Source organism: Sphingobacterium wenxiniae, from assembly GCF_900116225.1.
GTDB lineage: Bacteria > Bacteroidota > Bacteroidia > Sphingobacteriales > Sphingobacteriaceae > Sphingobacterium > Sphingobacterium wenxiniae.
In genome coordinates this window covers 95124-112406 of sequence record NZ_FOZZ01000005.1, presented here as the reverse complement: position 1 = coordinate 112406, position 17283 = coordinate 95124, and the positions used below count along the sequence as shown (strand labels likewise).

The following is a 17283-nucleotide window of genomic DNA, read 5'->3' as shown; positions in this document are numbered from 1 at the left end:
TAGTATAGAACATATGCTTCAACATTTGAAGGGTATGCTTCGCAGACGACAGTATATCCCTCCGGGCTGTTCCAATATACTTCATAGGATTAATGTACCTAAATATAGTGGGTACGAAGGTTTCCGATAAAGGTGTGCAAGCTTTATCTGGGATACCTTCCTTACCAAGCGTTTATGTTTTCCAGAGCCATGTTCAGCAACTTTCGTCCGAAAGTGCAAAGGCAGGAAATTTAAAAATTGATACGGGAAATTATACTTTACCGGCTTTAGCATCGGATACTATACGTTACTAACCCGTGGTGCATTATGAAAAAATGTGCCTTAATTGTCATCCTGAACGCAGTGACTGCGAAGCAGGCATCAAGGTCGGGTGCGGGACTTGCGAGGCTGATGCAACATTGAATCTAAACGATTGATTATCTGTGTTGTTTAAAGACCCCGCCAAAGTCGGGATGACAAAAAAACAACTTTCAGTGACTTCTTAGACACCTTCATGTTTTTAGAGGGTGTCCAAAAAGGTCGCCGAACAGTAAAAAAACGCTTCATTGCGAGGAAGTATGACGAAGTCCCGAGTATCGGGACGTTTTTGACATCACTAGATTGCTTCGTGCCTCGCAATGACGGTGATGTTGGGCTTTTTAGACACCGCCTACTATTTTACTATGCGCCCGATACAGGAATATAAATGATGGTTTCCGTGCCAATTCCTCCGGGTTGAATGCTTATGGAACCGTTTAGACCTTTCAGGCGGTTTTGTAACGAGTTCAGTCCAAGTGTTTTGCTGTTCGCGGCTTTGTCCAGACTAAAGACTTTTCCATCATTTTCAGTATGTATATATAGGGAATTACTTTCTTTATATATCGTTACATTGACTTTTTGCGCTTGGGCGTGTTTGATAATATTCGTCAATATCTCCTGGGTCATGCGCAAAATGTTTATCCGCAGGTCTATGGAAGTCCCGACGAGCGTACCCTTGTCGATGGCGATTTGTGACGTATACCTGCTGGATGGCAGAGCCGTATTTATCAGCTTATAAAGATGTTCGATATAGCGATCTTCCTGTTGGCTGACACCTTCTTCGTAGAGAAGGTGGCTTTTGCCGCGAGTTTGCTGATAAGCTTTGTCCAGGAGCGTGCGGGTAAGCTGCAGGCTTTCCCGGTGCGGGGGAAGCAAAGGCTGTTCATCTATATAGGCAAGATGGTGTACGGTGGCTGCCAATGTTGCCGCTAAGTTGTCGTGCAGGTCTTGTGCAAGTTTTTGTTGCTCTTCCGTCCGGATGGTGGCTTTTACTTCCTGTAGTACAGCAACCTGAAGATTGGCTTCCTCATTCAGGAGGGTGAGCTGTTGCTGTGTCTTGATATGTTTGCGTCGATTGTAGAGGTAGAAGCCGAGAAAGCCCGAAACAGACAGCACGACAATCGCCGCGATCCACCAATTGCGTACGTGTTCTTTTCTCTCGGCGATGACCAATAGCGCCTTGTTCTCTTCAGCGGCCGTATGGGCATATAGCATTTCGTCAATGTCATTGACCAATACGCCCTGTATGGAGTCGATATGCTGTGCCGACAGCATAGCCGATTCATAGGCCTGCTGATATCGCCCTTTGTTTGCCAGGAGATTGGCCTCCATGCGATGCATGTTGTAGTAGTGGTTGCCGAAGTGGACAGGATCGGCTTTCAGCTTGTCGATATAGTGCGCGGCGCTATCGTTCAGCCCGTAATGGAGAAAAAAATCCGCTTTTGCCGTGTACAAGGTCGGAAGCAAATGGCCGGTGATGGCGTCAGCCGCGCGCTCAGGACCCTGCATGACTTCGGTCATTTTCTCCAAAGCCTGCTCACTTTCTTTACGCTTGCCCAACAAGGTGAAGTATTGATGGAAATACAGGTAGTGCTGGTAAAAGTTCACCGTCATCATGTTTTGGTTCTGCGGTTCGACCCGCTTGGCAAGCTCCTCGTGGATGGCTTCCGCGAGCTTGAGCGTGGCCGATAACTGCGCGGTGTCCCGAAGCTGCGCATACGCTTCCACAACGGGGTTGATGACATTGATATAGCTCAGCCCGATATTGAGGTTAACGGCTTTTTCCCGGATTAATGTGGGGAACTTCCCGATATAGTCGGCAACTTCCTGATACGTATCGATTACTTTTTTGTAATTGTTCTTGTCGAGGTAGGTATTACATTTTCGGCCGGCAACCATGAGGCTCGGTTGTCCGTAATGTGCTTCAATTTCTTTCTCCGCTTTTTCCAAGTAATAGACACTTTCGCCTTCTCGGTTAGCATAGTTGGCATTGTTGCTGAGGCAAATATAGTAGTTGATCCGGAATGGGCTCAGCGAATCGGCGCTCCAGGCTATTTCCCTGTAAGGTTCCAGCATACGTATCAATTCTTCCCTTTCGAAGAGATGCCCTGCTGCAAACTGCTCATCGATGGCGCGACTCGTATGGTTCAGAAAATCCTTGGCCGTGGTTTGCTTGTTCTGATATTGGGAATAAAGGTCTTGCAGGATAGCAGCTCCGTCAGACTGGCCATAAGCCGTAGGCAACAACAGGAAGCAGCAAGCGATGAGCAGCGGGATGCCCATCATCTTTGTGATTGGTGCTGTACAAGGTGTGCCGTTGCCGAAAAGGGCAGGGGAGGACTTAAATGAATTCATAGTCTTGCGCGTATTTTATCAATTGGCCTATAGAGTTGCAATTTGCTTTTGCCATCATCTTTCGGCGGTGGGCTACGATCGTGTGTATGCTGAGCGAAATTTTTTTTGCAGTATCCGCAATGCTCAGCCCATTTGCAAAATGCTGTAGAAGCTCCAGCTCGCGGACGGTAAAGGTAGATTTGAGAGGCTGCTGGTCTTTCAGCAGGCTCCGGGTATAACTGTCCGTAAAAACACTTTTTGTGCTTTTGTGCTCGATGCATTCGATTAGAGTAGGGAGATCACTATGCTTGCTGATTAGCCCATGCGGTTTGGAAAGCATTATGTTTTGGATTACAGTGGGCGAAGTGGCTGCTGTTATAAATATAACACGGACATTTTTATGTAGCCGTTTGATCTCGGCGAGGACCGAAAGCCCGTTTTTATCCCCCAGATAATAATCCAAAAAGATATACACATCTTTTCTGCCCAGGGAGATTAAAAGATTCGGGAAATCTGCCGTGGCATACAAGGTATGTACTTGTTCGAACAGATTGTACTGTTCCAGCATCAGGGAAAATGAGTCTGCAAATAGTTGGTGATCATCTAATATGATAGCAAAGGGACCTTTCATGACTTTTGTATTCTTGGATACTAAGATACGTGCTGCATCATAGAATGACAAATTTAATAATGATCTTAGAGCCTGTTTAAAAATACTATTTAGCGTTTCTTACTGTCATACTGAACCTTGGTGAAGTATCTGTTCGTATAATTTACAGATGTTTATCTTCGTAGGAGCTCCCTGCGGTCGGTTCGGCAAGCCTCAACATGACAATATTTATACCTGTAAAATAAAATTTAGAAATTTAAACAGGCTCTTAGTCCAGTGGGGCAATCTATAGGTTGCCGATGTTTTCTAACCTATTCCTGTTTATAACTGTACGTTTCTTTATCGTAAAACGAAATGTGATGTTTCCCTTAGAAGATAGAAGTAAAATTAATGTACCAATATTTAGGTATAATTTAAATTAAAATAGCTAATTCTTGTTATATTAAGCCATTTCTTAACGTTTTTTAACAAACATGTTATACGTTTGTGTGCATGTGTGTGGCGATCGGCATGTTTGAAATTATAGCATTTCCTTAAAAGTAAATGTAATATTCGGTAGGGTGTTAACTCAAGGTTTAAATAATGGTCTTAAAAGGGGGGTATAGATGCAAACTTGTAAGGTGTAACCGCTATTTGTAGCTTATTTACTACAAAAAATATTATAATTCGTTATATGAAGTGCAGGGTTAATGGTTGTTGATTAATTTTGTGTGCCTGTGTGTGTGTGATTCTATATCTATAAGGTTTAGCCAATGCCTGTGTGCATAAGCTGCCGGATTGATTTCGAAGAATAAAAGGATAGGAACTGTCGGGCCGTGAGCTGCGAAGGTTCCTTGGAATTTAAATAAAATGTATGCGGATATAAGATTATCTCGGAGGTTCGGGTTGTGCTTTTGAAGTTGGAACGAAAGGAGTAATTGGATTATCTAATATAATGCTATCTATTATGAGATGTAACTACGTTAATTATTTACGGCAAGCCATGTTATGGCTAATGGCAATGTTTATCAGTGTGGCTGTACATGCCCAATCAAATCGATTGAATGCGGATTTACCTGTGCCTACTTTGGAAGTGGAGAACGGTCCCGGGACGTTTCGGTTGCGTATAGCAAAGGCTGTACACGCATGTAGCGATGGTGTATTGCAGATTACCCTCCCGGCAGGTTTTCGTTATGCACCTAATTCTATGGTCTATGCTGAGGGGATTACAGCACGTGGCGCAGTGACGGTAACGGACAATGTAGTTACGGTTCCTATCAACATTGAAGCCGGAGCAACCTCCTCCTATGGTGAGCTTGCTTTTGGGGTAGAAACGCTTTGTGGTGTAGGCCTTGATGGAGGAAATAACCTCACTTATGCATTGACAGGATGTGGAATATCAGGCACGGAAACCAAGACCAGTAACACGGTCAATATACGTTTTGCAGTCCTGCAGGTAACTGTAAGTCCGGCTTCTACGGCAGGTCTTATTGGTGATCAGCGCAGCAGAACCATCACTGTCCGCAATGTCGGAAACGCGTCTGTTCCCGGGTTTGTACTAAACGCGGATTATGGAGCCGGATTGGTGCGGGAGTCTTCAAACGTTGCTGCTCCATGGTCCTATAATGACAATGTCTATACCTATGCGGGCAGCTTAGCGCCTAATGCCGCGGTGTCATTCAATGAGACGGTAAGGATTAATGGTTGTGGCAACTTAAACACGACCTTCGAAGCTTTTTATGGACAGCATAATGACTGTGAACCCGGCGACCAGAACGAGGCGGAAGCAAGTATAGAGATTGACAGGACTATCCGTCCAAACATGGTTATCACGCCGAAAACAACACCTGTAATCGGTTGTTTAGGTCAATCCTATAGACATGAATGGACAATTAAGAATGAAGGAAATGGTAGAGCCTCGAGTATAGTCCTTACCATCAATGGGGGCAGTGGAAGTACGATTTCTGCTGTCGCAATGACCAGTGGTACAGTTACTGCCGGACCTGGAGCTAATCAATATACCATAAGTACCTTGGAACCCGGTGCAGAAGAGACCATCTCTTTTGAGCAATTTTACCCGTTGCCTTCCCAAGGCTGTATTAATGGTGCACATGTCATCGGAAACACAAGTTATGAGCTATCTTATGCTCATGCAGAAAGCTGTGCTGTGGGAGGGGGAACTCCAGCCTATACCATCGGGAATACTGAGACCAAGCCTGCTTTGCGCTTCGCCATATCCGGCGAAAATGTGGGCGAGGTAGATATTATTGAAGGACAGGACTACCAGGCTTCTTTCCTTATGAGTGACTGGTCTATCCCGGAAGAGGGATTAGATCCCGATGCTTATGTCGAATTTACAGTTGAGCTTTCGGATGGATTAGACTTAGATCCTTCTGCGCTTCAACTAATGAACGGAGGAACTCCCGTGAATGGTACTGTCACGCAGAACGGAAACGTTTATACTTTCCGTGTGAACCCTGCTGATGTGGATTTTTCTTCCGGAAATATTAGCCTGCAATTTCCGCTCGGGTTGTCTTGCCCTTTGACGAATGGAGATCCTTGGTACACGGTATCTGCTTCGTTGGCGCGAGACCCGAATTGTCCGGAAAGTATAAATTTCTGTGCGGAGACCGTCAATTTATATGGACACTGCGGGACAGACTGTCCCGAAGGAGGTATGGGGCGCGGTCGTGCAACGTTAAAACGTTTGACGCTGGGTACATATACGAATATGGATGATGTAGATACCCGCGCTTTTATCGCGGGTGATGAACTGGAGATTTCGCAACGTGGTACAGTAAGGAGCGGCACAACGGCAACGACCTGGACTTGGGGCGGTGTTTTCGGGGTAGATATCTCCGGGCTGTCTTCACTTTCTTTAGAAGCAGTCGCCAATTCGGGAAAGGTAATTGTAAATCCTAACGATCCGTTACCGATAACCTTTGACAATCTTGAAGTGCTTGATCAAGGTGGACATTTATTTATCAATCTGCCTGCCGCGACAGGAGGGTTTGCCGGATTTCAGGATGGTGACGAAGTCGTCGCTTCGCTTGTGATAAAAAGCATGACGCCAAACGCGTCTACTGGACTTAAGGAATTTCCGACTGTATACGGCCTGCACGATGATGACGCGGATATAGGTATCAGCGATTTGCATTCTTGCGGGTTTTCCTACCGTGCGACAGGGTATTATGGCAGCACGATTGTAACCGTGGGCGATGAGGCTTCTACGAATCTGGCCAATTGTGCGGAGGGTGTAAGCCCTGTTGCATACGAGGTGCGCTTTGGTGTTGCCGGCAAAAATTATCGAAACGCTTTATTCCCAAATGAGACTCGTGAAATAGCTGCTCCGCAGAATGTAAGCTTTGACGTGTCGGCCGGATTGACCATGACGGGGTATGAATTAGAAATACTTGGTCAAGGTGTATCTGCCCGACGTGATGTGGCTATTGCGCCGATATCGGGCGGAAGCACAGGTAACCTTAACCTGGCCAATGAAATTGCTGCGCTTTTGGGAACAGCGACACTGGATGAAGGTTTTACGGTACGTGTTTATCCTAAAGTATCGATCGACTGCGATGCCGGAGCGGATGAAACGGTGAAAATAGCGATGTCTGTCAACGGGATATTCCATTATAATACGGTGAATTATGTCCCGGGCAATGTTTCTACAGCAGAGCGTACATTGACTTACCATACGGATAATGACAAATTGCTCATTCAGCCGGTGCTGAATAATTACCAGACAACAGCAAGAAATATCGAATGGACAGTGGAAGTATATAACTCCTCTGGATTCCGTACCTTTAATAATGTCTGGTTGGCCTATAATGCACCCGCGAATGTAAATATTACAGCGATAGAAGTCGTCAATCAAGCAGGACAACCAACCGGTACTACAATCACGCCAAACGCCAATGGCATTTTCGAATTAGGAAATGTAACGCCTAACCAAGTCGCTTATTACAAGATTAAAGGAAACTTTACCGGCAATGACTGCGGCCGCGGTGATATTCAGATCATAACCGGAAATCAATGTGACGGATACCCCGCAGATCCTGCCACAACGACCTGTAGACAAAGTACACCATTAAGTGTGAGCTATGAGCCTGTTATGCCGTTATTGCAGACCAGTGTTGTGACCTATCCAACACCAAGCCGAACGGATGATACATGGGAACTATGTGAAGAGCTTACTTATGTCGTCGAAATCAACAATGCCGGTGGACAGGCAAGTGCCTTAACCGTCACTATACAGGTAAAAGAAGGAATGGAGTTTGTCGTTGGGCAAACACAAGTTACCCCTGCTTTTACCGGAAATACGGTACCTGCCTTTACGGCGATAGATCCGGCTAATATCGATGTTTCTTCAGGGACTTCAGCTGTGATTACCATACCTTCGACCCATATTTCTACATTGGAAAACGCACAGAAATTCCACCTGTCCTTTACCGTCAAACTAGATGGATGTAACTTCCCGAGCGGGCAGAGTATTTCCGTAACACCGGCAGGAAGAAGCATCTGTGGCCAAAATATAGCTGGTGAGCGGCTTGTGATTATAGGCACAGATCGTATTATTATTGCCGGGTCGCCTGCTGATTTGCCTATTGTGGAAATGACGTCAGATGTCAGTGTAGATAGGGAACAGTCATTAACAGATAACATTTTACGCGGACGCTTTAGCACCGTCATCAATAATGTGGGAGTTGACCAGTTTGGTAACACGACGGACGATAATATCAGCGAAGAATATTCGTATGAATTGCAATTGCCTGCCGATTGGTTCTTGGACTATACTACTATTCAGGATATTGTTCCGGTTGGTGTTATGGTCTATGATCCGACTAACTCCGATGAAGCCAATGGCCGTTATGTATTTAAAGTAGCGTCGGATGTCCCTGTGGGCGGGCGTATTAATCTGAGTAATGTTCGGATAAGGTATGAAGGCACATTATCAACAGATTGTGAGCAATCATTTGGCGATGTTAGTCAGAGGCTTTTTGCCGAGTATGAACCTCAATCGAGATGTAGCGATCCGGCAATTTGTGGATTGCAGAAACTGGTGCTGGTAGAGCATACGACAGATTTCCGTTTGCGCAAACCGTCGACGCCACGCGGCGATGCAACACAAATTTTCTGTGAAAACGGTGATCCTACCTTAGCGGATATTGTGATTAATAACGAGGATCAGAACCGCTTGGAATGGTTTGACAGCTCTACAAGTATCACACCTTTAGATCCTGCTACGCCTTTGGTTGATGGGGTTACCTACTATGCCCGCAAGCGACTGATTGATGGATTGGACTGTTGGAGTGATGCTTTGGCGGTAAGGGTTTATCTGGATGGAGATTTGGATATTACAATTTCAGCAGCCGGCAATCAGACACAGAAATATAACAATAGAAACTTCGATTTGACCGGTACACTGCTTGTTGCAGGACGGACAACAGGCCAATGGGAGGTGATTTCGGTCGTACAATTGCCCGGATACGAGAATGCCGACGTAACTTTCACAACATCTAATAGTAACGTAACGAGTGTTACTATCCCCAATAATTCCGAAGTTGTTGTAAGATGGAATGTAACAAATCAATGTGGTACGTTCTATGAAGATATTACCATCCGTTCGAATACAGCGAGCTTAGCGCTGACGAAATCTGCAGGAGAAGTAGTGGATACGAACAATGATGGTCGCCATAATACCGGAGACCAAATTACCTATACATTTACTATACGAAATAACGGTGGTTCAGAAGTAACCAATATCGTGCTTGCTGATACGCTATTCCAGGCTCCGAATCCTATTGTTCCGCTAACAGTTGTTCCGAATTCTTATACGGGTTCAGGTACATATGCCAACAGGCTTTTGCCGAACGAGTCTGTTCAGTATACCGCTACCTATACCATTACCCAAGCGAATATGGATGCGGCTATAGTGAATAATACCGCCCGTGTGAACGGTAGAGATTTGAATAATGGAGCTGTTACGCAAAGAACAGCTACGGCTTCCAGACCGTTAACACCTGTTCCGGGCTTATCGGTTATTAAGGATATTACCAATATTGGCGGTCGGAATGCCGTTGGACAGCAGCTCACGTACCGCTTTCGAGTAACGAATACCGGTACAGTTACCATGAATAATCTGCGCATAACCGATACGAAAGTAGGAGTTAATAATATAGCCTTAAGCCCAGCCAGTTTGCCTCCGGGTGAGACGGCTACATATACTGCCCCGGCTTATTCCTTAACACAGGCAGACCTGGATTTGGGGTATATACGGAATCAAGGAAGCGTGACCGGACTGCCGGCAAATGTGCAGAATGGACAGACGTTTACTGTTATTTCCGATACAGGTACGGAAAGAGATGGCAGTACAATTAGCAATCCCGGTGCGGTTAATAGCGATGGTTTAGGGACGAATAACGATGACCCGACTATATTGGACTTGGTGCAAAACCCAAGTCTCACGTTGACGAAAGCAGCTGCCTATACCCCGGTGGATGGAATAGCCAGAACCAATGATATTATTACTTACACATTTGTTGTAAGAAATACAGGAAATGTTACCCTGCGGAATGCAAATATTCGTGAACTTACATTTAGTGGAACAGGGACAAGACCTACCTTCTCTGCTCCAACACCAAGTGAAGGAAGTACAGCTGCGGCGTTATTACCGAATGGTACGCTTACCTATACGGCAACGTACGCGATTACACAGGCCGATATAAATACGGGAAAAGTAGACAATCAGGCGGAAGTGAGTACAGTGGCGCCAAATGGTTATCTTGTAACTAAGGTCTCCGATAATCCCGCGACTCCTGCTATTCCGGATGATCCTACCTCTGTGCCATTGCCACAGGTATCCTCCCTGACCTTCACTAAGTCGGACGCTTTGACAAACGATGCGGACAACAACAATGAAGTAAGTGAGGGCGACGAGCTAACCTACACGTTCGTGGTAACCAACACGGGTAATGTGACCTTAACGAATGTCGTTATTACCGATACGGATTTACCGGGCTTAGGACAGTTGACGTATACCTGGCCTATACCAGCTGCGAACGGTACTTTACAGCCCGGGCAACATGTTACCGCGACTGCTAAATACACAGTTACCTTGGCAGACGTAAACAATGGCCGTATCGCCAATCAGGCGTTGGTAAGCGTTGTTACACCACCGTCTTCACCTGATATTCCGGACACGCCATCGAACGATCCGGATACGCCTACGCCGAACGGTGAAACGGTTGTTGACATTCCGCAGCGTCCATCGTTGACATTGGTGAAATCTGCCGGAGATATTGTCGACACCGATACTGACGGCCGCCACAGTGCTGGCGATGAGATTACCTATACGTTTACGGTGACCAACACGGGCAACGTGACGGTTGACGGTATTGTACTCACAGACCCATTGTTTGAAGCACCGAATGAACCGGTAACGATAGGTGTTGTTGCTGGTAGCTACAGCGGTACGGGTACATATGCCGGTGCCTTGAACCCGGGCGAGTCGGTGCAGTACAGCGCTATCTATACTTTGACGCAAACAGATATGGATGCCGGTGAAGTGGAGAACCGTGCTACGGTATCGGGTGAAGATCCGAACAGCAACCCTGTTACGGACGACTCGGATACGGGCACTACCCCTGACGGCAGTACGGTTACCAATCCGGGCAGCACAGACAGCGACGGAGACGGCGATCCGGGTAACGATCCGACGGTACGCGAGCTGATACAATCACCGTCATTGACTTTCACTAAATCGGATGCTCTGACAAACGATGCGGACAACAACAATGAAGTAAGCGAGGACGACGAGCTGACGTACACGTTCGTGGTTACGAACACGGGTAACGTTACCCTGAGCAATGTCGCTATCAGCGATCCTCTGCCTAACCTTGGTACGATCGTGTATACATGGCCTGATGCGAACAATGCAGGTGTGCTGTTACCATCGCAGAGCGTAACGGCTACGGCTACCTATACGGTTACTTTGGCAGACGTGAACAACGGCCGTATTGTCAACCATGCTTTGGTAAGCGTTGAAACGCCACCTGGCGCACCTGATATTCCTGACACGCCATCGGACGATCCGGACACACCAACTCCGGACGATGAAACTGTTGTGGTGATTCCGCAGCATCCATCGCTGACGTTCACGAAGTCGGATGCCTTGACAAACGATGCGGACAACAACAATGAAGTAAGCGAGGGCGACGAGCTGACCTACACGTTCGTAGTGACGAACACGGGTAACGTTACCCTGAGCAATGTCGCTATCAGCGATCCTCTGCCTAACCTTGGTACGATCGTGTATACATGGCCTGATGGGAGCAATGCAGGTGTGCTTCTGCCTTCGCAAAGCGTTACAGCTACGGCTACCTATACGGTTACTTTGGCTGATGTAAACAACGGCCGTATTGTCAACCACGCTTTGGTAAGCGTCGATACGCCACCGACTGCACCTGATATTCCGGACACGCCATCGGACGATCCGGATACGCCAACTCCGGACGATGAAACTGTTGTGGTGATTCCGCAGCGTCCATCGTTGACGTTCACGAAGTCGGATGCCTTGACAAACGATGCGGACAACAACAATGAAGTGAGCGAGGGCGACGAGCTGACGTACACGTTCGTAGTGACGAACACGGGCAATGTTACCCTGAGCAATGTCGCTATCAGCGATCCTTTGCCTAACCTTGGTGCGATCGCGTATACATGGCCTGATGCGAGCAATGCAGGCGTGCTTCTGCCTTCGCAGAGCGTTACGGCTACGGCTACCTATACGGTTACCTTGGCAGACGTGAACAACGGCCGTATTGTCAACCATGCTTTGGTAAGCGTTGAAACGCCACCTGGTACACCTGATATTCCTGACACGCCATCGGACGATCCGGATACGCCAGCACCGGACGATGAAACAGTTATAACTGTTCCTCAATATCCTGAGCTTACATTGATAAAATCAGCAAGTACTGTTGTCGATAGAAATAATGACAATCGCCATAGTGTCGGTGATGAGATCACCTATACTTTTGTGTTGACCAACACAGGTAATGTGACGGTGAATGAACTCACATTAACTGATGCAAAACTGGGATTGAATGAAGTAGACTTACCGCAAACTTCATTAGTGCCGGGAGGAACAACGACTTATACAGCCGTGTACCGATTGACACAGGAAGATTTGGATGTGGGGGAAATTATCAACCAAGCCCTTGCCAAAGGTGAGACAATTCACGGAATACCAGTATCAGACGACTCTGATGCAGGTACTAATCCTGATGGCAGTACAATTACTACACCGGGTACCGAAGACAGTGATGACGATGGTGATCCGGGCAACGATCCTACAGTTACGGAATTAATTCAGTCCGCCGCTATTCAAGTTGTTAAGACTGCTGTGATGGATGAACGCTATCGCTATGTAGGTGAACGTATTGAATACCAAATTGAGGTTCGTAATATAGGAAATGTAACTGTAAGCAATATTCTGGTAAGCGATGATAATGCGGATACACCAGAAGTGGGTACGATTGCAGAGCTTAGGGTAGGAGCAAGTGAAGTGTTAACTGCTTACCATACGATTACACAAGCCGATATGGATAGAGGATATGTTTCCAATATCGCTAACGCAATAGGTAAAGACCCTAAAGGCAATGAGGTAGAAGATGAATCAGAAAGTGGTAATACGCCGGAACCGGGAGATCCATTTGATCCAGCCTGTGACGATTGTACAATCACGCCACTTCCTGCCAAACCTATTGAAGCGATTAATGATGGTGAATTTGCGATTAATGGTTCTACAGGAGGTAGTACTCCACCGGTATTTGATAATGATTTGTTGAATAATATCAAGGTTAACCCGAATGAGGTCATTCTCACATGGTTGGACGATGCTCCGGAAGGCTTTACCTTGAATCCTGATGGAACCATAACTGTCGAATCCGGGACGCCAAGAGTTACGCATACCATTCGCTATAGAATCTGTGAGGTACGCAATCCATTTAATTGTGACGAGGCAACAGTGACGGTGGTGGTTGAGGTAGCACCAATTGAAGCTATTGATGACAGCTTCACGATGCCTTGGAGTAGAGGGTCCGTTACCACGCCAAGTGTGCTGGATAATGACCGGTTGGATGGAAAAGCGTTAAATCCTGCTGATGTTGTCTTGACTCCGGGCACACCAAGTGATCCGGGACTACGGATGAATCCTGATGGTACGATTACCATTGCACCATCGACCAGACCGGGTAGGTATGAGTATCCGTACACCATCTGTGAAGTACTGAACCCTACCAACTGTTCTTCGGCCATCGCTGTGATTGTTATTGAGGCCGAGGGATTGTTCATTCCGAATGTGTTCACACCGAACGGGGACGGCACGAACGATACCTTTGAGATTGTGGGTATAGAAGGATACGATAAAGTCGGGGTTGTCATCATCAACCGCTGGGGCAATGAGGTGTACCGTAGTGAAAACTACGATAATACATGGAATGGCGGTACTTTAAATGAAGGTACATACTATTACATTATTACGGCACATAAAGGAGGAAATTCAGAGACCCTTAAAGGATGGGTATTGATCAAGAAGCGATAAAGGAGCTTAACCGGTTAACTGTTTAATTGACAGGTTAATTGATTAAATGGTTAATCGGTTACTTTGCTATCAAATCTGTGTCATCATATAAAAAAGAAAATGAGAAAAAGTATAAAATATCTAAGTCTGGGCTTCCTGCTGTTGGGCGGGGTGAAGAGCTACGCCCAGCAGAGCATCCAGTTCACGCAGTACATCTTCAACTCGATCAGTGTGAACCCTGCGTATACGGGGTACAAGGAAGAGTGGTTCGGCCAGATGGCTCTACGCAGCCAGTGGACGGGCTGGGACGGAGCCCCCAAAACGGGGAGTGTATCGGTTGATGGCGTCCTTGACCCGGTCAACCGGCGCCACGGTGTCGGTCTGCAGGTGACGGCCGACGGCCTTGGTGCGCAGTCTGCGACCTCGATCTTTGCGAACTACGCCCTTCGCCTTCAGCTGGACGATGAGGACACGCAGCGCCTGTCGCTAGGTGTTGGTGTGGGCGTTACGCAGTACGGCCTTGACGGGAACAAGCTGCAGGCGGTTGAGACGGGCGATGTGGTGATCCCATCGGGCAAGCTGAGCAACTGGAAGCCTGACATCCGCCTGGGCGTGTATTACTACAACCCGAAATGGTATGCAGGTGTTTCCGTGCAGGACCTTTTCGCGAACGCCTCGAGCAACGAGGAGTTCCGGTTCAACGAGAACACGTTGGAGAGCCTGTACCGTAATGTGAGCCTCTATGTTATCGGTGGAGCGCTCTTCGAACTGGAGGAGGGCCTTCACCTGCGTCCAAGCGTGCTGGTGAAGGACGACTTCAAGGGTCCTACCTCGCTTGACGTGAACGCGATGTTCATCTTCAACAACAAATTCTGGATCGGCGGGGGTTACCGCACACGTGCACGTATCTTCGACCGGGAGTACTATGACCGTTCCCCTGCCAAGCTGAGCGCGACGAACGCTGTTACGGCGATCGCTCAGTTCTATGCGACGGACAGGTTGCGTATCGGCTATTCGTACGACATCATGCTGAACCGCATGCGTGGTCTGCAGAACGGCACGCACGAGGTTACGCTTGGTATCACGTTCGGGCAGACATTCCGCCAGATCCTGAGCCCACGTTATTTCTGATCAAAGTGGTCGGTTGAAAGTTGAAAGTGATAAAGGTTACGTAGGGGCGGATCATTATCTGCCCTGTTAGGGACAACAATAATATTCCATCCCCTGCGGAGGATAACAACAAATAGGGACGAAAGAAATTCTTTCCGTACTCCCCTCTCCTTGGGAGAGGGGTCGGGGGAGAGGAAAAAAGAAGCAAAAGTATGAACAAGAAACTGACATATATAGGGCTATCGCTGGTCCTTCTGAGCGGTGGCCTGCATGCGCAGGAACAGCCGAGCTTGCGCCACCGTGCAGAGCAGCTGTTCGAGCGTTACGAGTATGCGAACGCCGCGGGCCTTTACGAGAAGCTGGTGGACAAAAAGAAAGTCCGTACTTCGGACATGGAGCGTCTGGCGGAGAGCTACCTTTACCTGAAGGACTACGAACTTGCGGAGAACTGGTACGCACGTATCGTGGGTACGGACGATTTCAGCGAAGAATCTTTGTGGAACTATGCTGAGGTACTGAAGCAGAACGGCAAGTACCGAGAGGCGAAGGAACAGTACGGGCGCTATGTGGAGCGGTACGGCTCTTCGGAGAGAGCTACGCTTGCGATAGCTGGGGCCGACTCTGCGGTGGTGTGGATGGAACATCCTACGGGCCACCGTCTTCGCAACGAGCAGTCTGTTAACACGGACCTTGGGAACTTCGGTGTTTTCCCGACAAGCAACGGTGTGCTGTATGCGGGAGAACCGAACACGGTGATCGGCAAGCGCAGCGGTATGACGGGCCAGGCATACCTTCGTGTGTACAGCGCTGAGCGGAGTGCGGATGGGGGACTTTCCAACCCGACAGTGATGCTGGAAAGCTTCAACGGTTCGGAGCTTCACGTAGGTCCAGCGATCGCGAACGCCTCGGAGGATGTGCTTTACGTTACACGTACGTATCCGGGCAAGGATACCGAAAAGCATAAGGAGAACGGGCAGAAGTTCCGCAAGCACAACCTGGAGCTGAAAATCTACAGATTGGAAGGCAACAGTTGGAAAGAGGAGGACTTTGCCTACAACAATGTGCAGGCATATTCGTTGGGGCATGCGGCCCTGAGCGGAGACGGCCGTACGCTGTACTATGCCTCTGACATGCCCGGTGGACTGGGTGGAGTTGATATCTGGTACTCGGAGCTTCAGGGCGATGGCAGCTGGGGAGCACCGCAGAATGCGGGTGCAGCGATCAATTCTGCAGGCGACGAGATGTTCCCATCGGTAGTGGGGGATGAGCTGTACTATTCGAGCAACGGATTTGCGGGCATGGGTGGACTGGACATCTTCCGTGCGAAGGGAGAAAGGAACAGTTTCACGGGCAGGGAGAACCTTCGTTTCCCGATCAACTCTGCAGGCGACGACTTTGCATTCGCCCAGTTGCAGGAGGATGAGGATGGCAGTATCGGGTATCTGTCGTCAAACCGTTCCGGAGGAGCAGGTGGTGACGATATCTATTCGTACAGTTTCCGCAAGCCGAAGATCATTATCATTCTGGAAGGTCTGACGTTGAACAGGAAGACGGAGGAACTTATTCCCGATGCTTCGGTTACGCTGTACAGCGGCAACAGACAGATCGTAGGCCGGGTTAGGAGTGACGGAAAGGCGGAGTTCCGTTTCACTTTGGACAGGAACACGGATTATAAGGTACTGGGCGAGAAGCAGGGTTTCCATGCGGATTCGGCAAGTATAGCGGGTATCAACCCTGCCAGGGATACAACGCTGCACGTTACGTTGCGATTGGAGCCCATCTTCAGGGTAGGCGATAAGTTTGTTCTGGAGAACATCTATTACGATTTTGACAAGCACAACATCCGTAAGGATGCATCGGAGGTACTGGATCAATTGGTTCGTACGATGCGAGACAACCCAACGCTGAAGATCGAGCTATCGAGCCATACGGACAGCCGGGGTACGCACAGGTACAACGAGGGGCTGTCGCAGCGTCGTGCACAGTCCGCTGTAGACTATCTGGTCAGCCGCGGTATATCGCGTGATAGATTGGTAGCGAAGGGTTATGGAGAGACAAGATTGGTGAACAGATGTAAGGACGGTGTCCCATGTACGATCGAGGAACACCAGGCCAACCGGAGAACGGAGGTCGAGGTTCTGGAGTTTTAACTAGTCGTCAATGAACAGTTGTCAGGAATGGCTACTCATTGACGACTTAATACTAATTCTTGGATATCAATTGCAATTTTTAACAATATTTCTTATCTTTGCTCGTTACTTATTAAAAAGTAGCCTGATAAGTTATTAAATTTTTTTTTCATAATACCATAATAGGTATTTTTTCATAGGTAGAACGTTCCCTTGCCTCCCCGGCATGGGACGTTTGT

6 protein-coding genes are annotated in these 17283 nt (G+C 47.8%); 4 read left to right on the top strand and 2 right to left on the bottom strand.

Annotation, left to right across the window (positions count from 1 at the left end):
* Window positions 1–92: 92 nt before the first annotated feature.
* The gene (locus BM375_RS08365) at window positions 93–293 is read left to right on the top strand and encodes a hypothetical protein (RefSeq protein WP_093365182.1); all 201 of its coding nucleotides are present in this window, start codon (window positions 93–95) and stop codon (window positions 291–293) included.
* Window positions 294–660: 367 nt separating this feature from the next.
* Here BM375_RS08365 and BM375_RS08360 read toward each other — a convergent pair whose 3' ends face one another.
* Together BM375_RS08360 and BM375_RS08355 are read right to left on the bottom strand one after the other, a co-directional pair.
* A complete protein-coding gene (locus BM375_RS08360; protein ID WP_093365181.1) occupies window positions 661–2652 on the bottom strand; it encodes a sensor histidine kinase in 1992 nt (663 codons plus the stop codon).
* Entirely contained in the window at window positions 2639–3313 is a 675-nt protein-coding gene (locus tag BM375_RS08355) for a response regulator transcription factor (protein WP_093365179.1), read from the bottom strand. Before BM375_RS08355 ends, BM375_RS08360 begins: the two co-directional genes overlap by 14 nt.
* An 874-nt stretch (window positions 3314–4187) precedes the next feature.
* Here BM375_RS08355 and BM375_RS08350 point away from each other — a divergent pair.
* The 3 genes from BM375_RS08350 to BM375_RS08340 all read left to right on the top strand — a co-directional run bounded on the left by BM375_RS08350 (window position 4188) and on the right by BM375_RS08340 (window position 17065).
* Entirely contained in the window at window positions 4188–13826 is a 9639-nt protein-coding gene (locus BM375_RS08350; protein ID WP_170852624.1) for a DUF7507 domain-containing protein, read from the top strand.
* A gap of 99 nt (window positions 13827–13925) precedes the next feature.
* The gene (locus tag BM375_RS08345) at window positions 13926–14936 is read left to right on the top strand and encodes a PorP/SprF family type IX secretion system membrane protein (protein WP_093365176.1); all 1011 of its coding nucleotides are present in this window, start codon (window positions 13926–13928) and stop codon (window positions 14934–14936) included.
* Between the two features lie 752 nt (window positions 14937–15688).
* Complete coding sequence (locus BM375_RS08340; RefSeq protein ID WP_244525854.1) at window positions 15689–17065, top strand: OmpA family protein; 1377 nt, start codon at window positions 15689–15691, stop codon at window positions 17063–17065.
* The last annotated feature ends 218 nt before the right edge of the window (window positions 17066–17283 follow it).